Annotated in this window: 18 protein-coding genes; 11 read left to right on the top strand and 7 right to left on the bottom strand. The window is 63.4% G+C overall.

Annotated elements, in window-relative coordinates; all coding sequences use genetic code 11:
* Nucleotides 1-46 precede the first annotated feature (46 nt).
* From AAGS40_RS19550 to AAGS40_RS19560, 3 genes are all read right to left on the bottom strand, one after another.
* Nucleotides 47-1,090, bottom strand: coding sequence for a rod shape-determining protein (locus tag AAGS40_RS19550; RefSeq protein ID WP_345816438.1), 1,044 nt, complete (start codon nucleotides 1,088-1,090; stop codon nucleotides 47-49).
* Nucleotides 1,091-1,242: 152 nt separating this feature from the next.
* A complete protein-coding gene (locus AAGS40_RS19555) occupies nucleotides 1,243-1,410 on the bottom strand; it encodes a hypothetical protein (protein WP_345816439.1) in 168 nt (55 codons plus the stop codon).
* 206 nt (nucleotides 1,411-1,616) lie between these two features.
* On the bottom strand, nucleotides 1,617-2,294 hold the full coding sequence (locus tag AAGS40_RS19560) for a GntR family transcriptional regulator (protein ID WP_345816440.1): 678 nt from the start codon (nucleotides 2,292-2,294) through the stop codon (nucleotides 1,617-1,619).
* A 241-nt stretch (nucleotides 2,295-2,535) separates the two neighbouring features.
* Between AAGS40_RS19560 and AAGS40_RS19565 the strand changes: the two genes are divergently transcribed.
* The 3 genes from AAGS40_RS19565 to AAGS40_RS19575 all read left to right on the top strand — a co-directional run bounded on the left by AAGS40_RS19565 (nucleotide 2,536) and on the right by AAGS40_RS19575 (nucleotide 8,054).
* Nucleotides 2,536-4,797, top strand: a complete 2,262-nt coding sequence (locus AAGS40_RS19565) for an alpha/beta hydrolase domain-containing protein (RefSeq protein ID WP_345816441.1) — start codon at nucleotides 2,536-2,538, stop codon at nucleotides 4,795-4,797.
* 104 nt (nucleotides 4,798-4,901) lie between these two features.
* Nucleotides 4,902-5,684 carry a hypothetical protein gene (locus AAGS40_RS19570; protein WP_345816442.1) on the top strand — a complete coding sequence of 261 codons (783 nt, stop codon included), beginning with the start codon at nucleotides 4,902-4,904 and terminating at the stop codon, nucleotides 5,682-5,684.
* A gap of 168 nt (nucleotides 5,685-5,852) precedes the next feature.
* A complete protein-coding gene (locus AAGS40_RS19575) occupies nucleotides 5,853-8,054 on the top strand; it encodes a GAF domain-containing protein (protein WP_345816443.1) in 2,202 nt (733 codons plus the stop codon).
* 85 nt (nucleotides 8,055-8,139) lie between these two features.
* Here AAGS40_RS19575 and AAGS40_RS19580 read toward each other — a convergent pair whose 3' ends face one another.
* Entirely contained in the window at nucleotides 8,140-8,580 is a 441-nt protein-coding gene (locus AAGS40_RS19580; protein ID WP_345816444.1) for a response regulator, read from the bottom strand.
* A gap of 313 nt (nucleotides 8,581-8,893) precedes the next feature.
* Between AAGS40_RS19580 and deoC the strand changes: the two genes are divergently transcribed.
* The 7 genes from deoC to AAGS40_RS19615 all read left to right on the top strand — a co-directional run bounded on the left by deoC (nucleotide 8,894) and on the right by AAGS40_RS19615 (nucleotide 18,351).
* Entirely contained in the window at nucleotides 8,894-9,901 is a 1,008-nt protein-coding gene (deoC, locus tag AAGS40_RS19585; protein ID WP_345816445.1) for a deoxyribose-phosphate aldolase, read from the top strand.
* 16 nt (nucleotides 9,902-9,917) lie between these two features.
* Nucleotides 9,918-12,305: an aldehyde dehydrogenase family protein gene (locus AAGS40_RS19590; RefSeq protein ID WP_345816446.1), complete on the top strand. Its 2,388-nt coding sequence runs from the start codon at nucleotides 9,918-9,920 to the stop codon at nucleotides 12,303-12,305.
* Between the two features lie 187 nt (nucleotides 12,306-12,492).
* Entirely contained in the window at nucleotides 12,493-13,455 is a 963-nt protein-coding gene (gene rbsK / locus AAGS40_RS19595; protein WP_345816447.1) for a ribokinase, read from the top strand.
* A gap of 17 nt (nucleotides 13,456-13,472) precedes the next feature.
* Complete coding sequence (locus tag AAGS40_RS19600; RefSeq protein WP_345816448.1) at nucleotides 13,473-14,528, top strand: ABC transporter permease; 1,056 nt, start codon at nucleotides 13,473-13,475, stop codon at nucleotides 14,526-14,528.
* A gap of 97 nt (nucleotides 14,529-14,625) precedes the next feature.
* Nucleotides 14,626-15,630, top strand: a complete 1,005-nt coding sequence (locus AAGS40_RS19605) for an autoinducer 2 ABC transporter substrate-binding protein (protein WP_345816449.1) — start codon at nucleotides 14,626-14,628, stop codon at nucleotides 15,628-15,630.
* A gap of 61 nt (nucleotides 15,631-15,691) precedes the next feature.
* Nucleotides 15,692-17,254, top strand: coding sequence for a sugar ABC transporter ATP-binding protein (locus AAGS40_RS19610; RefSeq protein WP_345816450.1), 1,563 nt, complete (start codon nucleotides 15,692-15,694; stop codon nucleotides 17,252-17,254).
* Between the two features lie 17 nt (nucleotides 17,255-17,271).
* The gene (locus AAGS40_RS19615; protein ID WP_345816451.1) at nucleotides 17,272-18,351 is read left to right on the top strand and encodes an ABC transporter permease; all 1,080 of its coding nucleotides are present in this window, start codon (nucleotides 17,272-17,274) and stop codon (nucleotides 18,349-18,351) included.
* A gap of 55 nt (nucleotides 18,352-18,406) precedes the next feature.
* Here AAGS40_RS19615 and AAGS40_RS19620 read toward each other — a convergent pair whose 3' ends face one another.
* Nucleotides 18,407-19,132, bottom strand: a complete 726-nt coding sequence (locus tag AAGS40_RS19620; protein ID WP_345816452.1) for a DeoR/GlpR family DNA-binding transcription regulator — start codon at nucleotides 19,130-19,132, stop codon at nucleotides 18,407-18,409.
* A gap of 306 nt (nucleotides 19,133-19,438) precedes the next feature.
* Between AAGS40_RS19620 and AAGS40_RS19625 the strand changes: the two genes are divergently transcribed.
* Complete coding sequence (locus AAGS40_RS19625) at nucleotides 19,439-20,089, top strand: DsbA family oxidoreductase (protein WP_345816453.1); 651 nt, start codon at nucleotides 19,439-19,441, stop codon at nucleotides 20,087-20,089.
* A gap of 101 nt (nucleotides 20,090-20,190) precedes the next feature.
* On the opposite strand, the gene AAGS40_RS19630 is transcribed toward AAGS40_RS19625, so the two are convergent.
* Nucleotides 20,191-21,192, bottom strand: a complete 1,002-nt coding sequence (locus AAGS40_RS19630; RefSeq protein WP_345816454.1) for a transketolase family protein — start codon at nucleotides 21,190-21,192, stop codon at nucleotides 20,191-20,193.
* Nucleotides 21,189-22,034, bottom strand: coding sequence for a transketolase (locus AAGS40_RS19635; RefSeq protein WP_345816455.1), 846 nt, complete (start codon nucleotides 22,032-22,034; stop codon nucleotides 21,189-21,191). Before AAGS40_RS19635 ends, AAGS40_RS19630 begins: the two co-directional genes overlap by 4 nt.
* Between the last annotated feature and the right edge of the window lie 45 nt (nucleotides 22,035-22,079).

Below are 22,079 nucleotides of genomic sequence, written 5' to 3' on the forward strand. Positions count from 1 at the left end.
GCCGCGTGTGCCGGACGGCGTGTTGTTCAACACGCCACGCGTTGCGTCAATCGTAGGAAAAAGCGCCGCCGAATTTGTCGATGCGTTCGAGCGCCATGCCGGAGCCTCGCACCACGCACGTGAGCGGCGCCTCGGCGACGAACACCGGCAGGCCGGTTTCTTCCGCGAGCAGACGGTCGAGATCGCGCAATAAGGCGCCGCCGCCCGCCAGCATGATGCCGCGTTCCGCGATGTCCGCGCCCAGTTCGGGCGGCGTCTGTTCGAGCGCGATCTTCACCGCCGAGACGATCTGATTGAGCGGATCGGTCAGCGCTTCGAGCACCTCGTTGCTCGATACCGTAAAGCTGCGCGGAATGCCCTCGGACATGTTGCGCCCCTTGACCTCCATCTCCTTGACCTCGGAACCCGGAAACGCCGAGCCGATTTCCTTCTTGATCGCCTCCGCGGTCTGCTCGCCGATCAGCATGCCGTAGTTGCGGCGAATGTAGTTGACGATCGCATCGTCGAACTTGTCGCCGCCCACGCGCACCGAACCCTTGTAGACAATGCCGCCCAGCGAGATCACGCCGACTTCCGTGGTGCCGCCGCCGATATCCACCACCATCGACCCCGTCGCATCCGAAACGGGCAGCCCTGCGCCGGTCGCCGCGGCCATCGGCTCCTCGATCAGATAGACCTGTGACGCGCCGGCGCTATGCGCCGCCTCCTTGATCGCGCGCCGCTCCACCTGAGTGGAGCCGCACGGCACGCAGATGATGATCCGCGGCGACGGCGCGAACAGCCGCGACTCGTGCGCCATCTGGATGAAGCGCTTGATCATCTGCTGGGTGATGTTGAAATCGGCGATCACGCCGTCTTTCATTGGGCGGATCGCCTCGATGTTGCCTGGCACTTTGCCAAGCATCTGTTTTGCTTCCTTGCCGACGGCCAGAATGATCTTCTTGCCGTTCGGACCGCCTTCCTGACGGATCGACACCACCGAAGGTTCGTCCAGCACGACACCTTTGCCGCGCATATAGATCAGGGTGTTCGACGTGCCAAGATCGATGGCCAGGTCGTTGGAAAAAAAGCCGCGCAAAAAACCGAACATGCAGATTCCTGTCTCTCGGATGCCGGGCGCGCAAGCGCCGCTTGGGAGCGCCGCCCGAAGGCGGCAGGCGACCTTGTGACGGTCGGAGAGTCGCAAGAATAACAGGTACTGCGACGCGAAGGCGTCATGCGCGGGCTTCCCGCGCGCCGTGGTCAGCGATCGCGGCTGCGTGCCCGCGTCGCGCCGGTGATCACCGCGACGCCGAGCATGATCACGTCGACGATCATGATGGTGTGTTGCGCGACGTGCATGGCGACGAGCGCCCAGGACACACCGCCAATCAGAATGATCCAGCCCACCAGATAAATGACCAGGGTCATCGTTATTCTCCTTGTACGAGTCGACAGATGAGGGGCACAGGAGTCCGCAGGTTTGCGTTGCGTGTGCGGACGGCCACCCGATTGAGCCGTTGAAAACCTGTTGCATGGCGCCGCATCCGGCATAGGTGCCGGGGTGACGCCAGCGATCAGTGGAGACCGGAGTAGCAGGTTTTGCGCCTGCCGGGAGACGCCTGTCGCGGTGCGATTCAGCGAAACGCGGGCTCCGCCTTCGCTTGGGCCAACGCCGCGATCAGGTCGCCGAACTTCTCTCCCTGAACCATCACGTGGCCGCGCAATGCGGCTGCGGCGGCTTCGCCGTCGCCGCCTGCGAGCGCGTCGACCACGGCCTGATGCTCGGCGAACGATGCGCCCATGCGACCCTTCACGCGCAATTGCAGACGCCGGTAGGGCCGCAGGCGCCGGTGCAGCGCCTTGGCCTGGTCGTGAAGGAAACTATTGTGACTGCCTTCGTAAATTTCGAAGTGAAACTGTTCGTTCAGGTGGTAGTAGCCGTCCGGGTCGTTGGCGTCCACGGCAGCGGCGCATGCGAGATGCGCAGCCCGCAACGCGTCGATGTGCGACGCGGTCATGCGCCGCGCGGCAAGCCGCCCGCACATGGCTTCCAGCTCGGCCATGACTTCGAACATCTCGACCAGCCGGTGCAGGCTGATCTCCGCGACCACCGCGCCATGGCGCGGTCTCAGCTCCACCATGCCGCCCGCTGCAAGCTGCAGCAATGCCTCGCGAACCGGTGTTCGCGACACCTGGAACTGAGCCATCAGTTCGGCTTCGTCGAGCGGCGCGCCGGGCACGAGCGCACCAGTCGCAATGCCTTCCTCGATCGATTCCCGCAACTGGTCCACGCGCGTCAACCTGGTCGTCATAGCAAATTTTCCGATTGTTTGGTTATTCGCCGGCCATTCCGGGTTGAGTGTAAACGATAGTTTGGTGTTTCTCGAACCGGTTCATAGAATACGAAATCGCAGTCTACGTATACATTGTCGGCAGTTAATGCATTTTTTAGGGTGGACGCAAGCTTCATGACAGTCGGCCTCCATCCGGCAGACCTCACCGGGTGACCTTTGCCGGATCCGCCGTGGTGCGTGTGCTCAAGGGAGGATGGAAATGAAGTCCATGTCTTTAGGATCGCTAACATTAGCGGGTGCGGCGGCAATGCTCGCCGCGGGCTGCGGGCACAGCGACAACATCACGACCCCGCCGCCTTACAAGGGCGCCGGCTTCATCAACAGTTTCCAGATTCTCTCCAGCGCGCCGGCGTTCGGCGGCGCGACGCCCGCGGGCGCCGCCGGTCCCTATCAGGTCATCACGGCAGTGGTGCACGGCGAACTCGATCCGAACAGTCCGCTGAATGCAGGTATCGTCAATATCAAGAATGCGCCGGTGGGCGCGGACGGCTACGTGGCCTATTCCACCGATGTCGTGATTCTGCGGCCGCAATCCGCGTCCGCCGCCAAACGCGTGCTCTTCTACGATGTCGTGAATCGCGGCAGCAAACTGGGAACGGCGTCGTTCATCGGCGGCGGCGCGCTCGACACAGGCGCGGCACCGGGCAGCACGTTCCCGTCGATGCTGCGCAACGGCTACACGGTGGTATGGAGCGGCTGGCAGGGTGACGTGCCGCTGACCGGCAATCCGACCACGGCAGGCGCGGGATTGCTCGGCGTGAGCTTCCCGGTGGCGACCAACAAGGATGGCACGCCAATGACCGCGCTCAGCCGCGAGGAGTTCATTCCGGATTACGCGGGCGGGCCGCCGACCACGATTCCGCTGACCTACCCGCCGGCCAATCTGAACGACAAGACCTCGGTCACCTTCACGGCGCGGCAGTCATGGCTGACCGCTTATGGCAGCAATCCCGGCGGCGTGGAAACCTATTCGGCGCCGTCCGTGCCGGTTTCGAACTGGAGTTACGTCAGTACACCGAATAATGTTTATGAAGGCAACTACTCGGTCACGTTCACGCCGCCTGCGACCGTGCCGGGACCGAAAGGCACGAGCGTGCCGCCCGACGCCGGCACGATCTACAGCTTCGTGTATCAGGCTGCTGCGCCGACCGTCGATGGGATTGGTTTTGCCGCGCTACGCGACCTGATTTCATTCCTTCGCTACAACAAGACGGACGCGCAGGGCGTAGCCAATCCGTTGAACGACCTGAAAGGTGCGGGTTGCGCCGCGTCGTCGTGTTCGACGAGCACGAATTTCGACGTGGCGATCGGCGAGGGGATTTCGCAGTCCGGCCGCTTCATGAAAGACTTCCTGTACCAGGGCTTCAATGTGGATGCGAACGGCAAGATCGTGTTCGACGGGATGTTCCCGATCATCTCGGCGGCTCGCCGCACATGGACCAATACCGCATTTGCGCAGCCGGGCCGGTGGTCCAAACAGCATGAAGACCACTTCATGCCGGGCTTCCAGTTCCCGTTCACGTACAGCACCATGACCGATCCGGTAAGCGGGGCCACCGACGGGCTGCTCAAACAGTGCACCGCCACTAACACCTGCCCGAAGATCATGCAGCTCGACGGCGCATTCGAATGGTGGGGCGGCGCGGCGTCGCTGGTCGTGACAGATGGGCGCGGCAACGACATTCCGTTGCCGTCCAACGTGCGCTATTACCTGGTGCCGGGCACGCAGCACGGTGGCGGCAACGGCGTCACCACCGGCAACATGGTGGTGCCGACGCCTGGCAGCCTGTGTCAGTTTCCCGGCTCGCCGGTCGAAGAAACGCCGGTGGAGCGCGCGTTGATACCGGCGCTCGTCAACTGGGTTGGAATGGGCACGACACCGCCTCCATCGCAGTACCCGACCGTTGCATCGGGCACGCTCGTCGCGCCCACGCAGATCGGTTTTCCGAATCTCGCGAACATTACGGTGCCGAGCGGCACGGCCGCCACGCCGACAGCGCTCGCGGTCAACTTCACGGGTGAGTACAACCAGTTGTTCGTGACCGATTACAGCAACGCGGTTCCGGTCGTGAACACCGCGCAGCAGTACACGATTCTCGAGCCGAAGGTCGATGCGAACGGCAATGAAACCACGGGGGTACGCATTCCCGACGTCAGCGTTCCGCTCGCTACCTACACCGGATGGAATCTGCGCGGGGCGGGTCATGCCATCGGGGATATCTGCACGTCCAACGGCGCGGCTATTCCGTTCGCAGTGAACGCTGCGGCGCAGGCAGGCGGCACCGACCCACGGGCGACACTCGCCACGCTGTATAACGGCAGTCGTTCCACCTACCAGGCGGCAGTGACGGCCGCGGCGAATGCGCTGGTCAGTCAGGGTTACCTGTTGCAGCTGGACGCGGATAACGTCTTCACCGCCAATGCGAAGAGCGTATCCGCCACCTTGTTGCCGCAGCCGTGAAGCCGCGCGACAGACTCGTGCAAGGAAGCGCGGCGACGCAGCGCCGCCCGTCGTCACTGCGCGGGCGCAACGGCGCATTCGCGGCTTGCGCTAGCGCGGCATCATTGTCACTGGCCGTGATGCTGGCGGCGTGCGGCGGTGGGGGCGGCGGCAGCAGCGCAGAGGCCGGCGGCGCCCCAGCCGGCAATCCGCCGCCTGCTGCCATGGCGACGGCTTATCCCGCGAGCGTGCTGCTTGGCAGCGTTGCACCGGTTTCGCTTTCGCTGACGACCGGCGCCAACGCCGCCAGCGTCGTGATGATCAGTCCCGTGGCCGCGCCGCTCGTTACGCCCGGCGACAATGCGCTTGCATCGACCTATCGTCCGGCCGCTTTCCCGGGGGCGGGCATTGCCTGCGTGTCCGCGCCGGGCAATACGATCGGCACGCTGACCGGCGTGAACGCGGGGGTGAATATCAAGAGTGCCGCCGTTCTGCTCGACGGTAGCTGGACCGTGTCTGCCGCGCCGTTACAGACGTGGGAAGCGCTCGGTGCTTCGACGGCAGTATTCGACGGCTGGGAGAACTGCGGCGCGAAGGCCGAAGGCGCGCCGTCGCCTTCCTCCACGTTGACCGTCGCTGCGAACGGAAGCTTCACCGACAACGTGTTCGACGGCAATCCGTCCACCACGGTCAACATCGTCGATCGCCAGCTCACCACTGCGCAGGCCAGCGCAATGCTGTCGGCGCAGGGCTATCTGGATAGCACCCAGCCGGCCAATCCAACCCAGGTCTACCTGCGCATCTTGCAGAACGCATCCGGCCAGACGGTCCTGGAAGAGCAGGGCATCCCGCAGAGCGGTGCAACCGCGGGCAACCCCGGCTTCGTCGCCATATACTTCCGGCGCTGATTCAAACGGCTGCTTCGTGATGTTCCAGCGTGGGCACTTCGTCTTCAACATCGTCGTCGAGACGCCGAAATGGCATGTTTATGCAATAGTCCATTTGCACTGGAAAAGTACAGGTGCAAGGCCGGTCTGGCGGTTTAACTTTCGTGGCCGGCACGATATATTGCTGAGATGGAGAATTCACAGCTTTCGGAGAACGTCGCCAATTGCGACCAGGAGCCCATCCACGCGTTAGGCCTCATTCAGCCCCACGGCGCGTTGCTGTGCTTCGATCAGGCCGGTCATCTTCTGGCGCACAGCGAAAACGCATCGCAATGGCTTGGGCCACTCCCCGGCATTGGTGAACCTGTTACCGAACAGCACCTCACGCCCCTTTCCCGCCAGACGTTGCGCGTGGCGCTCGCCGACCGGGATCTGGACAACGAAAGCGTCGAGTGCAACGGCGTGGGCGGCCACCGCTTCGATCTGATCGCGCATTGGTCGGGCGATATGCTGATTGCGGAATTCGAACAGCTTTCACCGAAATCGCCGGCCGCCTCGCAGTACGCGCTATTTTCACAGCGCGCGATCCAGCGCCTGCAGGCGAGTGGCCATACCGACGTGCAAGGTTTGCTGCAGGCGGCCGCCGAAGCCATCCGTTCCATGACCGGTTTCGACCGCGTAATGGGCTATCGCTTCCTGAGCGACGGCAGCGGCGAGGTGATCGGCGAAGCACGCCGCGACGATCTGACTCCGTATCTGCGTCAACGCTATCCTGCAAGCGACATCCCGGCGCAGGCCCGGCGTCTTTACGTGCTCAATCCGATCCGCACCATTGCTTCCGTGGATGCGGCGCCGGTCCCGCTCGTTCCGCCGCAGCATCCGGTGTCCGGCGGTCCTTACGACTTCAGCTTCGCGGTGTTGAGAAGCGTTTCGCCCATCCACATCGAGTATCTGAAGAACATGGGCGTGGGCGCGTCGATGAGCGTGTCCATCATTCTCGACGGCAAGCTGTGGGGTCTCTTTGCCTGCCATCACATGACGGACTACCGTGCGTCGCATGCGGTACGGCTGTCCTGCACGGTGCTCACGCAGGTGGTGTCGATCCTGATTTCGCAGATCGAGGCGAAGCAGCGCGCTCAACACGACCGGCGCGTGCACGACCTGCGCACGCGCATCGCTACCGAAATGGTCCAGGCCGACGATCCGCTTGCCGGGCTCGTCGTCGCCGCGCATGATGTCGCCGCGCTGGTCGATAGCGAGTCGGTGGTGGCGATCGTCGACCGTGAGGTGATCGCGCTCGGCAACGCCGTAGTGGGCGACCGTGAGGCGCTGTGGGCGCTCGCGGATCACATGGCCGCCACGCGTCAGGATCTGTTCGTCACGCCATCCCTCATGACGGGCCTGCCGGGCGCCGGGCCGATCCATACGCCGGCTGGCATCGCAGCCGGATGTCTCGCGATCCAGATGGTCGGCGACGCGCGCATCACGATCGTCTGGCTGCGCGACGAACTTGTAGAAACGATCAATTGGGCCGGACCGCCGGACAAGGTCGTCGCGCATGGCCCGAACGGTCCGCGCCTGACGCCGCGCGGCTCGTTCGAAGTCTGGAAGCAGACGGTGCGCGGGCACTCACGCGAGTGGACCGAAATGGACCAGACCGCCGCGCGGGAATTGCGCGCGATCCTGCAGGACGTCGCGCTGCACCGGATGCGCGAAGCGGAGCGCGCGCGGACCACGCTGCTCGCCACGCTCGGCCACGATCTGCGCAATCCGCTGCAGGCGATCAACATGGCCGTGCAACTGATGGGCCGCGGTCTCGCTTCGTCCAATGACACCGCGCGGCGGGTGGAAGGCTCCACGCGCCGCATGCAGTCGCTGATCAACTACATTCTGGATGTGAGCCGTATCCGTTCCGGCGTCGGGCTGGGTCTCAAACGCGAGCATGTGCCGTTGAAGGATCTGCTGGAATCGATCGTCGATCAGAACCGGCTTGCGCATCCGGGCATCAATATCTCCGCGCAGTTCGCCGACGATCTCGGCGACGCGTTCATCGACCCCGACCGCTTCAATCAGGCGCTCACGAATCTGATCGGCAACGCGCGCCAGCACGGCGACACCAAGCATCCCATCGAACTGATCGCGCTCGCCGACGGCGCAAACCGCACCATCGAAGTAAGAAACCGGCTGACCGGCAAGCCAACGGTGCCGTTCGAGCGGCTCACCGACCCATTCAAGAGCGGCTCGCTCGACAATCCGCTCAATCGCGGCGGCCTGGGCCTCGGGCTGTTTATCGCCAGCGCGATCGTCAAAGGCCATGACGGGTTGCTGGAAGGCCGATTTACCGATACCGAAGCGCGGATCTCGGTCACGTTGACCCCAGCGGCTGCCTAGCCGGAAGACGCCTCGCCGCTCGCGGCGAGCGCGTCACGGCACGCCGGCGAGGGTCGGCGGTTCTCTGCAAGTCCAGCCGCGTCTGTCAAGCCCACCATTTCGCGGCAAGCGCCGGCCAATGCGGCCGGCTGATGGCGACGTCCACCGGACGGCTCGCGCTGATTGCGCTCAACCGACGCGTCAGGAATGAGCTCGTCACACGCAGAAGTTCGGTCGTGTTCACAGGCTTTTGAAAAAACGCATGACAGCCTGGCGGCAGCACGGCCGGCTTCATCTGCGCGGAAAGCATGGCAATGCCGATGTGCGCAAACGACGGGTAGCAGGTAAGCCGGGAGCATAGTTCCAGGCCATCCATGACAGGCATTTCCCAGTCCGTCACGATCAGATCGGGCAGGTGCCGGGTGGCGGCGAGCAGCGCGCGCTCACCGTTTTCTGCTGTCAGAACGCGGTGGCCGGCGGCCTCCATAGCGATCTGCAGCGCCCAGAGGTGCTCGAATTCGTCGTCGACAAGAAGAACTGTAGCCATAGCGGCGGGCGCGTGGGGTCGGATAGGTCACTGTGTCGCGCAATCGCCATGCCATAGACACAAAAAAGTCAGACACAGCGGCAGCAAGGAAGCGGCGCCCGCCGCCGACTGCCAGCCCGACGCGGTCAATGATGTTGCAATCTTCGCACTGTGAATGGTGCGTCAATAACATGCGCCTGTCACACGGCGGCCTGATGCATGCCGATGTAACGATTACGTCGTAAAGCTTGTTATGATTCTATCAATCGTTGTAGCATAAGCGCGAACAGGTAGTCGGCGACGTTGTGCGCCGCGTCATATTTCCGGAAGCTTTATGCCCGATCTCTCAGTGTCTTCGTCGGTCGTCGCGTTGCGCGGCGCGCCGCTCGTTCATCCGGCCCGAAACCCCGGCATGCCGTTCGACGCATCGTGGCTCGACGGTCTGCGGGTCAACCAGTCCGCAGTGGAGCGCCGCACAGCCACCCTCGGCACGCGCCGCAGCGTCAAGAAGGATGCGCAGGCCGCGTGGCTGTTGAAGGCGGTGACCTGCATCGACCTGACCACGCTGAGCGGCGACGACACTGAAGGCCGCGTGAGACGTCTGTGCGCGAAGGCGCGGCAACCGGTGCGGGCCGACCTGCTCGAAGCGCTCGGCATCGCCCCGCAAGGCATCACGACCGGCGCGGTGTGTGTTTATCACCGCTTCGTCGCGGCGGCAGTCGACGCGCTGCACGGCAGCAATATTCCCGTCGCGGCCGTATCCACCGGTTTTCCTGCCGGACTGATCCCGCACCCGTTGAAGCTGAAAGAGATCGAAGCGTCGGTCGCGGATGGCGCGCAGGAAATCGACATCGTGGTCACGCGCGAACACGTGCTGACGGGCAACTGGCAGGCCCTGTACGACGAAGTGCGCGAGTTTCGCGCCGCGTGCGGTCCCGCGCACCTCAAAGCGATCCTCGCCACGGGCGACATCCGCACGCTCTCCAACGTGGCGCGCGCGTCGATGGTCTGCATGATGGCGGGCGCCGACTTCATCAAGACGTCCACCGGCAAGGAAGGCGTGAACGCGACGCTCGACGTGTCGCTCGTGATGGTGCGCATGATCCGCGAATTTCATGAGCGCACTGGCGTGCTGATCGGCTTCAAGCCGGCAGGCGGCGTGTCGAGCGCGAAGTCGGTGCTGTCGTACCAGATCCTGATGAAAGAAGAACTCGGCCGCCCGTGGCTCGAACCCGAGCTGTTCCGCATTGGGGCGTCGAGTCTGCTCGCCGACATCGAACGTCAGCTCGAACATTACGTCAGCGGCCGTTACTCCGCTTTCAACCGTCACCCCGTAGCCTGAACAGAAGACCGATCTCATGAGCGTAGCTGAGTATTTTTCATCGATGGAGTACGGTCCCGCACCCGAGGACGATCAACCCGCGCGCGCGTGGCTCGCGGACCATGACGCGAAGCTCGGGCATTTTATCGGCGGTGCGTGGCAGGCACCCGCAAGCGGTGAGTTTTTCGCCTCGCGGGCACCGGCGACGGGCGATCAGCTCGCCGAGATTGCGCAAGGTGATGCAGCCGATGTTGACGCCGCGGTCGCCGCCGCACGAGCCGCGCAGCCGGCATGGCTGGCGCTGGGCGGAAAAGGCCGCGCGCGTCACCTGTACGCACTCGCGCGGATGGTGCAACGGCACAGCCGCCTGTTCGCGGTGCTCGAAGCGCTCGACAACGGCAAGCCGATTCGCGAGACGCGCGACATCGACGTGCCGCTCGTCGCCCGGCATTTTCTGCATCACGCCGGCTGGGCACAGTTGCAGGAAAGCGAGTTTGCGGACTATGCGCCGCTTGGCGTGGTCGGCCAGATCGTGCCATGGAATTTCCCGCTGCTGATGCTCGCATGGAAGATCGCGCCGGCCATTGCGACCGGCAATTGCGTGGTGCTGAAGCCTGCTGAGTACACGCCGCTCACCGCGCTGCTCTTTGCCGAACTGGCGCATCGCGCCGGTCTGCCCGCGGGCGTGCTGAATGTGGTGACCGGCGACGGCAGCACCGGCGCCGCGCTCGTCGAGCACCCGGACGTGGACAAGATCGCGTTCACCGGTTCGACGGAAGTGGGCCGTCTGATCCGGACGGTGACGGCTGGCTCCGGCAAGTCGCTGACACTCGAACTGGGCGGCAAATCACCGTTCATCGTGTTCGATGACGCCGACCTCGACGGCGCGGTGGAAGGCGTCGTGGACGCGATCTGGTTCAACCAGGGGCAGGTGTGCTGCGCAGGTTCGCGTCTGCTCGTGCAGGAGGGCATCGAAGCACGCTTTATCGCGAAACTGAAGCGCCGCATGGAGACGCTGCGCGTGGGTACGTCGCTCGACAAGAGCATCGACATCGGCGCGATTGTCGACCCGGTGCAACGCGAGCGCATCGAGTCCCTCGTCGAAGCAGGACGCCGCGAGGGTTGCGCGGTCTGGCAATCGCCCGCTGCGTCGCTACCCGCCACAGGCTGCTTTTATCCGCCGACGCTCGTGACCGGCGTCGCGCCCGCTTCCGCGCTCGCGCAGGAGGAGATTTTCGGCCCGGTGCTCGTCGCGATGAGCTTTCGCACCCCCGATGAAGCCATTGCGCTCGCCAACAACTCCCGCTACGGGCTTGCTGCGAGCGTGTGGAGCGAGACCATCGGCCGTGCGCTCGACGTGGCGCCCCGTCTCGCATCCGGCGTGGTGTGGATCAACGCAACCAATCTGTTCGACGCGGCGGTCGGCTTTGGAGGCTACCGTGAATCGGGCTATGGTCGCGAAGGCGGGCGTGAGGGCTTGTACGAATATCTGAAACCGCGTGTCTGGCTCAATCTTGCCGGGCGCGAGCAGGCGCGTGTCGCCGAAGAACGGGACGCAACGCAAACGCTGTCGAATGTCACGGCGATCGACCGCACGGCCAAGCTCTTCATCGGCGGCAAGCAGGCGCGGCCCGACAGCGGCTATTCGCTGCCTGTGTTCGCGCCGGACGGCACGCTCGTCGGCGAAGTGGGCGAGGGCAATCGCAAGGACATTCGCAATGCGGTTGAAGCGGCGCGCAGCGCGCAAAAGTGGTCGCAGGCGAGCACGCATAACCGCGCGCAGGTGCTGTTTTATCTCGCGGAAAACCTGGCAGTCCGCGCAGACGAATTCGCGCGCCAGCTGGTCCTGCGAAACGGCGCGACGCACGCTGCCGCGCACGCTGAAGTCGAGGCCGCGGTCGCGCGTTTCTTCACGTATGCGGCGTGGGCCGACAAATTCGACGGCGCCGTGCATACGCCGCCGTTGCGCGGCGTGGCGCTGGCCATGCACGAACCGCTCGGCGTGATCGGCATTGCATGCCCGGATGAAGCGCCGCTGCTCGGCTTCGTGTCGCTCGTGGCCCCCGCGCTCGCAATGGGCAACCGCGTGGTGGTGTTGCCGAGTGCCGCGTCGCCGCTGACGGTCACCGACTTTTATCAGGTGGCCGAAACATCGGACGTGCCCGGCGGGGTGCTGAATATCGTCACCGGCGAGCGCGACGCGTTGCTGCCCGCGCTCGCCAGACACGACGACGTAGACGCGCTCTGGTGCTTCGGCAGCGCGGCGGATTCGACGCTGGTGGAGCGCGAATCGGTCGGCAATCTGAAGCGGACGTTCGTCGATTATGGCCGCCAGTTCGACTGGTTCGATGCATCGAGCGAAGGCCGGCCGTTCTTGCGGCAGGCCGTGCAGGTCAAGAACGTGTGGATACCGTATGGCGACTGAGCCGACTGAGCCGAAAGTGTCGTAACGATACATCCGGGCGGGACCGGGATACGGCCCGCTCATCTGAACGAAATGCACGCCAGCCAGACCATGGAGGAGACAACGTGCTGAAGTATCAGTTTCTGCTGTTCAGGACAGGTGCAGCGCGCTGCGCCCCGATTCGGGCATGCGCACGCGGGGGCCGTTCATGACCACACCTGTGCAACGGCGTGGACGCGTCGTCATTCTTGGCATCTACGTCACCGATCTGACGTTTCGCGCGGCGCGCATGCCGCTAATCGGCGAAACGATCGCGGGCTCGGCCTTCGCGATGGGCCCAGGCGGCAAAGGCTCCAATCAGGCGGTCGCCGCCGCGCGCGCGGGCGCCGACGTGGTGTTCTGCACGCGTCTTGGCAATGACGCGTTCGGAGCGATTGCGCGCGAGACGTGGGCCGCCGAAGGCATTACCGCGCGCGCCACGGTGATCGACGGCGTGTCGACGGGCGCCGCGCATATATTCGTCGACGACACCACCGGCATGAACGCGATCATCGTCGCGTCCGGTGCGGCCGGCACGATGAATGCGGCGGACGTAGATGCGATCGAAGCCGACATCGCTGCCGCACGCGTGTTCGTCACACAACTCGAACAGCCGCTTGAAGCCGCCCGCCGTGGACTCGAAGTCGCGCGCGAACGCGGCGTGACCACGGTGTTCAATCCCGCACCCGCGCTGGCGTTGCCCGATGACATTTTCCCGTTGTGCGACTACATCACGCCGAACGAAACGGAGGCCACCGCGCTGACCGGCGTGCCGATCGCGAACGCCGCCGACGCGCGGCGTGCGGCCGACGTATTGCTCGCCAAAGGCGTCGGCACTGTGATCGTCACGCTCGGCGAGGCCGGCGCGCTGCTGCATTCAGCGGACCAATCCGTTCTGGTGCCCGCGTATCAGTGCGGGCGCGTGGTGGAAACGGCCGGCGCGGGCGACGGCTTCACAGGCGGCTTTGCAGCCGCACTCGCACGCGGCGACGATCCCCTTGCGGCAATGCGCTTCGGCTGCGCACTGGCGGGTATCTCGGTGACGCGTGCGGGCACCGCGCCGTCCATGCCGACGCTCGCTGAAATCAACGATGTGCTGAACCAGTCCGCGGGCGTGCCGCAGGCGTCCTGAAGGAGATCGTCATCATCATGAAGTCTTCGTTCACCGCTGCAAAACTGTTTGGCGACCGGCAACTGAATTTTCTGCTGATCGTCAACGTGCTTGTCGTGCTGGTCGCCACCGCGCTTTCGCGCGGGCAGTTTGTCGATATGGACAATCTGCAGTCGATGGGCGGCCAGTTGCCCGAACTCGGGCTGCTCGCGCTCGGCATCATGTTGTCGATGATCTCCGGCAACGGCGGCATCGACCTGTCCGGTGTCGGACTCGCGAACCTTTCCGGCATGGTCGCCGCGCTGGTGGTGCCGCGCTTCGTCAGCGGCGACGACTCGCCGGCGTCATATACAGCGCTCTTCTGCGTGATTGTCGTGGCAGTGGGGCTGCTCGGCGGCCTGCTGAACGGTGTCGTGATCGCGCGCCTGCGGCTCACGCCGATTCTCTGCACGCTCGGCACGCAATTGCTGTTTACCGGTTTTGCGGTGGTGCTCAGCAACGGCGCGTCCGTGCATGTCGATTATGTCGATCCGTTATCGAACATCGGCAACGGTACGGTGTTTCAGGTGCCCATCGCGTTCTGCATTTTCATTGGCGCCGTGGTCGTGCTCGGCTGGCTGCTCAGACGCAGTCCATTCGGCCTGCGGCTCTATCTGATGGGCACGAATCCGAAGGCTGCTTTCTACGCGGGCATTCCGCGCGCGCGGATGCTGATCCTCACTTACACGATGTGCGGCGTGCTCGCGTCCCTCGCGGGACTGATCAGCGCAGCGCACACGTCCAGTGCCAAATGGGACTACGGCAATTCCTATCTGCTGATCTCGATCCTGATCGCGGTGATGGGCGGTGTGAATCCCGCTGGTGGGCACGGCCGCATCATCTGTGTTTTTTTTGCGGCAACAGTGCTGCAATTCCTGTCGAGCCTGTTCAATCTGCTCGGCGTCTCGCAATTTTTCGGCGACTGCGCATGGGGTTTCCTGCTTTTGCTGTCGCTGGCATTCGCGGGCGGCGAAAAGGTGCGGGCGATCTTTGGACTGGGCGGCGGAGCGTCCGCAAGTCCAGCTGCAAGTACAGGCGCGCCGCCCAAACGTTAGCGACATCACAGCATTCAGTACACGGCGGACAACGAGCCCTGGCTGTCCGTTACGATCGAGTGGGGCAACACCGAACGAACGATAAAGGAGACATGACATGAAACTGACCCGACTGGGCGCCGCGCTTGCAGCAGGTGCATTGACCGTGGGCGTGATCGCCGCGGCACAGGCCGCGACCAATGAAACGATCGTCACGGTCGTCAAGGTAACCGGCATCAACTGGTTCAACCGGATGGACGACGGCGTGAAGGAGTTCGCGAAAGACAATCCCGGCGTGAACGCGTATCAGACCGGCCCCGGCCGGGCGGACGCGGCGCAGCAATTGAAGATCATCGAAGACCTGATCGCGAAGAAAGTCACCGCGATTGCGGTCGTGCCGTACGATCCGCCGACGCTCGAACCGGCGTTGAAGAAAGCGATGGATCGCGGCATCAAGGTCGTCACGCACGAGGCCGACAACGAAAAGAACACGATGGTCGACATCGAGGCATTCGACAACACGGCCTATGGCGCAGGCCTGAACGAACGGCTCGCGTCCTGTATGCACGACGAAGGCAAATGGGCCGTGCTGGTCGGCTCGCTCGGCAGCCGCTCGCAGGTGCAATGGGCGGACGGCGGCATCGGCAACGCGAAGGCCAAATACCCGAAGATGGACCTGGTGGAGCCGAAGCTCGAAACCAACAACGACGGTGAGCGCGCATACGAAGTCGCCAAGGAAGTGCTGCGCAAGCACCCCGATCTGAAGGGCTTCCAGGGTTCGTCGTCGCTCGACGTGATCGGCATTGGCCGTGCAGTGGAGGAAGCCGGCATGCAGGGCAAGATCTGCGTGTACGGCACGGGCCTGCCGACCGAAGCCGGCAAGTTCCTCGAAAGCGGCGCGATCAACGGCATTGCGTTCTGGGACCCGAAGCTCGCCGGCATCGCGATGAACAAGATCGCGCAGATGCTGGTGGACGGCAAGACCGTGCAGAACGGTCAGGATCTCGGCATTCCCGGCTATACGAAAGTGACCGTGGCCAAAGGACCGGGCAAGGGCATCATCGTGCGTGGTCAGGGCTGGGTGAACGTCGACAAGTCGAACTACAAGCAGTACCCGTTCTGATTGCTGTTTGGTGTGATACGGCGTGTTCGTGTGAGCACGCCTTCAATTGCGACCTGCCACTATGACTCAACACGTACCGGCGCCTCCGCCATCGCCTGCATCCGCCGCAGCGCAGCCCTTCCTGCAGGTAGTGGGCATCCATAAGCGCTTTACCGGCGTGCATGCATTGCGGGGCGTGAGCCTCTCGTTCGAACGCGGGCAGATCTACCATCTGCTCGGCGAGAACGGCTGCGGCAAGAGCACGCTGATCAAGATCATCTCGGGCGCACAACCGCCGGATGAAGGCGAACTCGTGATCGAAGGCGTGCGGCATGCGCGGCTGTCGGCGCTCGAATCGCTCGCGGCCGGTATCGAGACCGTCTACCAGGACCTGTCGCTGCTGCCGAACATGAACGTCGCCGAAAACGTGGCGCTCACTTCGGAGCTCGCCACGCACGACGGCAAACTTGCCCGTACGTTCGACCGCCGCGCGCTCGCACGCACGGCGGCGCGTGCGCTCGAATCGGTCGGCCTGCCCGGCGACCCGGACTTCCAGGCAACGCTGATCGAACAGTTGCCGCTCGCCACGCGCCAGCTGGTCGCGATTGCCCGCGCCATCGCGAGCGAAGCGAAGTTCGTGATCATGGACGAACCCACTACCTCGCTCACGCAAAAGGAAGTGGACAACCTGATCGCCGTGCTGGCGAATCTGCGCGCGCAGGGCGTGACGGTGCTGTTCGTGAGCCACAAGCTCGACGAATGCTATGCAATCGGCGGCGAAGTGATCGTCTTGCGCGACGGCCAGAAAATGGCCGAGGGGCCGATTGCGAATTTCACCAAGGCGCAGATCAGCGAACTGATGACGGGTCGCCATCTGTCGAACGAGCGCTATCGGCAGGAGGCGGTCGCCAAAGAGGTCGTGCTCGACGTGCGCGGGTTCACACGTGCCGGTCAGTTCAGCGATGTGTCGTTTGCGCTGCACGGCGGCGAGATTCTCGGCGTCACGGGCCTGCTCGATTCGGGACGCAACGAACTCGCGCGAGCGCTCGCCGGCGTTGCGCCTGCGCAGTCCGGGCAGGTGACGCTCGACGGCCATGCCGTTTCGCTGCGCACGCCCTCGGACGCAAAAAATCATCGCATTGGCTATGTGCCGGAAGACCGGCTGAACGAAGGGCTCTTTCTCGACAAGCCGATCCGCGACAATGTGATTACCGCAATGATTTCGGATTTGCGTGACCGTTTTGGCCAGATCGACCGCGCACGTGCGCACGAGCTTGCCGAACAGACGGTCAAGGATTTGCAGATTGCGACGCCCGGTGTCGACAAACCCGTGCAATCGCTGTCCGGCGGCAACCAGCAGCGCGTGCTGATCGGCCGCTGGCTGGCCATCGACCCGCGCGTGCTGATCCTGCATGGGCCAACGGTCGGCGTGGACGTGGGCTCGAAGGACATCATTTACCGCATCATGCAGCGGCTGTCGCAGCGCGGTATCGGCATCATCCTGATCAGCGACGACCTGCCCGAACTGCTGCAGAACTGCGATCGCATCCTGATGATGAAGAAAGGACGGGTGGCAAGCGAGTATCAGGCCGATGCGTTGAACGAAGCCGAACTATACCGCGCGTTGCTGTCGGAAGCTGCCTGAAGGAGGCCAGTACTCTCATGAATTCGCGCATCGATTCGCGCCTGAACCCGAAGATGACCACGCCCAGCGAAAATACGGCCACGCCGAACATTGTAGAAGTCGCCCCCGACGTCAAACCGCCGGGATTGCGCTTGAGGCTCGCGCGCAATCCCGAGTGGTTCACTGCCGGGCTGATCGTGGTGACCTGCCTGATTGTCGGCGCGATCAATCCGCGCTTCTTCCAGTTCGCGACGCTGTTCGATCTGCTGCATTCGGCGAGTACCATGTCGCTGTTCGCGCTGGGCACGCTCGTCGTGCTGGCCTCGGGCGGCATCGACGTGTCGTTCACAGCAATTGCCGCGTTGACCATGTATGGCATCACGAAGGCCGTGTTCGCGTGGTGGCCCGACGCGCCGTTCGCGCTGATCCTGATTACCGGCGCGCTCGGCGGCGTGGTGCTGGGGATGATCAACGGGCTGCTGGTGCACCGGTTGAAAGCGCCTTCGCTGATCGTGACGATCGGTACGCAGTACCTGTACCGTGGCTTGCTGCTGACCTTCATCGGCACGACGTTTTTCATGAACATTCCACACAGCATGGACCGCTTCGGCCGTATTCCGCTGTTCTTCTATCATACGAACGACGGCCTGCGCGCGGTGCTGCCGGTCTCGGTGCTGGCGCTGGTGCTGGCGGCAGCGCTCACATGGTGGCTGCTGAATCGCACGATGATGGGCCGCGGCGTTTATGCAATGGGCGGCAGTCTGGCAATTGCAGAGCGGCTCGGCTACAACCTGCGCGCCATTCACCTGTTCGTGTTCGGCTATACGGGCATGCTTGCGGGCATTGCGGGCATTCTGCACGTGTCGAACAACCGCCTCGCCAATCCATTCGACCTGGTCGGCACGGAACTCGACGTGATTGCCGCCGTGATTCTGGGCGGCGCGCGTATTACGGGGGGAACGGGCACGGTGGCGGGCACGCTGCTCGGTGTCGTGCTGGTCACGCTAATCAATAGTGTGCTGATTCTGGTGGGCGTACCGAGCACGTGGCAGAAAGTGATTATCGGCGCTTTTATTCTGATCGCCGGCACCTTGTTCGCACTGCAGCGCAAGAGCTAGACGTTGGTGTCGAAGAGCGTCGGCGTGGGCCGCCCCGCGAGTGGCGGCCCACTTTTCATTGACGCTTGCGGTGGTCCTGGCCCTTCTCGGTGATGATCGAGTCGAAGTCGTCGATCTGGGAAAAGCGCACCGCCTTCACGACGCCAAACTTGCTCTGGTCCACGACGAGATGCCGTTCCACCGCGCTCGCCATTGCGGCCTGCTTGAGCGCAACTTCGTGGAAATTCCAGCATGTCACGCCGCGCGCCGCGTCCACCCCGCCCGCCGAGATGAACGCCTTGTTGATGCCCATGCGCCGAAGCATGTCGAGACTTTCTTCACCCGCAAACGAATCCGAAGAAGGCACGTAGACGCCGCCTAACAGAATCATTCGCACATTCGGCTTGCGCCGCAAAATCTCCGCGACGTTCAGTGAGTAGCACACCACGGTGACGTGCCGTTCGAGCGGGATGAGGCGTGCGAGCGTGGTGAGCGTTGTGCCGCAGTCAATAAAGATCGTTTCGTGATCGACGACGAGGCCGGCTGCAATCGCGGACGCTTCGGCTTTGGCCTGCGCAAAATGGTCTTTTTCTTCTTCGAGCGAATAGCCGGCGTTATTGGGTACGTCCGTCGCGCTGAGAATGTAGCCGCCGAGGTAGGTGAAACTTTCGGGGCTCGCAGCGATATCGCGCCGCACCGTCATTTCCGAGACACCTAGCAGGCTTGCGGCGTCGCGCAGGCGCATCACGTTTTGCTTCGCCAGCGCATCGGCAAGAGCGCGGAGGCGGTCGGGTTTCAGCATGAAGGTCCTGTCGCGCGGAAAGTGGAAGGGCGTTATATTTCGTTCGCTTAGGTGAAAGAATTATAACAACAGCTTGCTGGGTAAGGGTGGGTTTTGCGAAGTCGTCGGAGGCAAACGCGCGGCGCAGCCTGTAGAGGTTCGGTCTGCTGTACGGCGCGGGGTCACTATAATGAAGAAAGGCTCGTGACGAACTGCATTGCTGCGAGGTCCAGGCGCGCAACGCACGCGAACACCTGGGTCCGCACTCACGCCACTTTTCAAGGACATGGATCGGCGTTGCTGCCGATGTCACCGGAACAACCTCTCATGAACACACCTAGACAAGCACTGAAAATCGATTTCGTTTCCGACATTGCATGCCCGTGGTGCGCCATTGGTCTTGCGTCGCTCGCGCGTTCGCTGGAAAACCTCGGCGAATCGGTCGATGTGAAAATGGCGGTGCATCCGTTCGAGCTGAATCCCGCAATGGGGCCGGCCGGCGAAAATATCGTCGAGTACCTTGGCAAAAAATACGGGCGCACGCCGGAACAGATCGCACAAACGCAGGCCACGATCCGCGAGCGCGGCGAAAGCGTCGGTTTCATTTTTGGTCCGCGTGAGCGCACGTACAACACGTTCGACGCGCACCGTCTGTTGTATTGGGCAGGCATCGAAGGCAAACAGGTGGACCTGAAGGCGGCGCTGATGCAGGCCTATCACGGCGAAGGCAAGAATCCGTCGGACCGCGCGGTGCTGGTGGAAGCCGCACGCTCCGTTGGCCTCGACGCAGCGAAGGCGAGCGCCGTGCTGGAAAGCGGTGACTACGCCGACGAGGTTCGCGCTGAAGAAGAGAAGTACCAGGCGCTGGGCATCCAGTCGGTGCCCGCAATCATCTTCAACGATCGCTATCTGGTGAGCGGCGGGCAGCCGGTGGAAGTGTTCGACGAAGTGATCCAGAAGGTGCTGAGCGAAGCCTGACGCCGTATGCATGCAGCGTGCCGATCGGGTGCGCCGGCATGCAACCTTGCCGGCGCACCCGCAGCGGGAGGTGTCTATCAGATGGCCGCGCTACCAGCCGCTCACGTCAGCCAGCCCTTGATCGACTCTGACATCGCCGCGGTGGAAATCCCGTAGCGCTCGTGCAATGTCGGCAGCGCCCCGGCGGCCAGAAAACCGTCGGGCAATCCAATCTGCCGGAAAGTGCACGACACACCGGCGCGCATCAACTCCGCGGCCACCGCTTCGCCCAGGCCGCCAATCACCGTGTGGTTCTCCGCCACCACCACGAGCCGGCCCGGGCGCTTTGCTTCACGCAGGATCGTCCCGGTGTCGAGCGGCTTGATAGTCGGCACATGCAGCACGGCAACGTCGACGCTGTCGTGTGCGAGCGCTTTCGCGGTTTCCAGCGCACGCATGGTCATGAGGCCGGATGAGATAATCAGTACGTCGGTACCGTCGCGCAGCATCTTCGCCTTGCCGAGTTCGAACGTGTAGTCGTATTCATCGAGTACGGCTGGTACGTTGCCGCGTAGAAGACGGGCGTACACGGGACCTTTGTGCGCCGAGATCGCCGGCACCATCTGCTCGATATCGAGCGCGTCGCACGGGTCGATGACAGTCATGTTCGGCATGGCGCGCATCAACGCAAGGTCTTCTGCGGCCTGATGGCTTGGACCGTATCCGGTAGTCAGACCGGGCAGCGCGCAGACGATCTTCACGTCGAGGTTGTCTTCCGCAATCGCCTGATGCATGAAGTCGTATGCGCGCCTCGTGGCGAATACCGCATACGTCGTGACGAACGGTTGTGCGCCTTCGTGCGCGAAGCCGGCGGCAGCGCCCATCAGCAATTGCTCCGCCATGCCCATCTGATAGAAGCGCTCGGGAAATTCCTTCGCGAAAATGTGCAGGTCGGTGTACTTGCCGAGGTCGGCGGTCATGCCCACCACGTCCACTTTCTGCCGCGCCAGTTCGACGAGCGCGTGGCCAAAGGGCGCCGAGCGTGTGATCTGTCCTTCGCCTGCAATCGAGGCGATCATAGCCGAGGTCTTCAGGCGCGGTTTGGCTGCTGTCGTGTCGTTCATGCTTGTCTCCCTGCTTCGAGTGCGTCGAGCGCCAACTGCCACTCGTGGGCGTCGACGCGAATAAAGTGGTTTTTCTCGCGCTGTTCGAGAAACGGCACGCCGCAACCCATGCGCGTGTCGGCAATGATCATGCGCGGCTGCGCGGCGGAACACGTGCGTGCAGCGTCGAAAGCGGCCTTGACGGCGTGAATGTCGTTGCCGTCCACGCGCTGGGTGAACCAGCCGAACGCTTGCAGTTTCTCGACGAGCGGCTCGAACGCCATCACCTGCGTAGACGGGCCATCTGCCTGCTGATTGTTCACGTCGACCACGGCAATCAGGTTGTCCAGCTTCCAGTGGCTCGCGGACATGATGCCTTCCCAGATCGCGCCTTCGTCCAGCTCGCCGTCGGAGAAAAGCGTGTACACGAACGCTTTCGACTTCTTGCGTTTGAGGCCGAGGCAGCGGCCCACGGCGATCGTCAAGCCGTGGCCGAGCGAGCCGCCGGACATCTCCATGCCGGGCGTGTAGCTCGCCATGCCGGACATCGGCAAACGGCTGTCGTCGCTGCCATAGGTTTCGAGTTCTTCCGGCGGCAGAATGCCTGCTTCGAGCAGCGCCGCATAAAGCGCGATCGCGTAGTGTCCGTTCGACAGCAGGAAGCGGTCGCGCTCCTCCCACTCGGGATCTTCCGGGCGATAACGCATGGCACCGAAGTAAGCGACGGACAGGACGTCGGCAATGTCGAGCGCCTGGCCGATGTAGCCTTGGCCCTGAACCTCGCCCATCAGCAGCGCGTTTCTGCGGATACGGTAAGCGTGTTCGGCGAGTTGCGCCGTCGACGCGAGAGAAGGACCGTTCATGTTGTCTCCAGTGATCAGTCGGAATGTTGGGAAGGCGGTTTGCAA

This window comes from Paraburkholderia sp. PREW-6R, assembly GCF_039621805.1.
Lineage (GTDB): Bacteria > Pseudomonadota > Gammaproteobacteria > Burkholderiales > Burkholderiaceae > Paraburkholderia.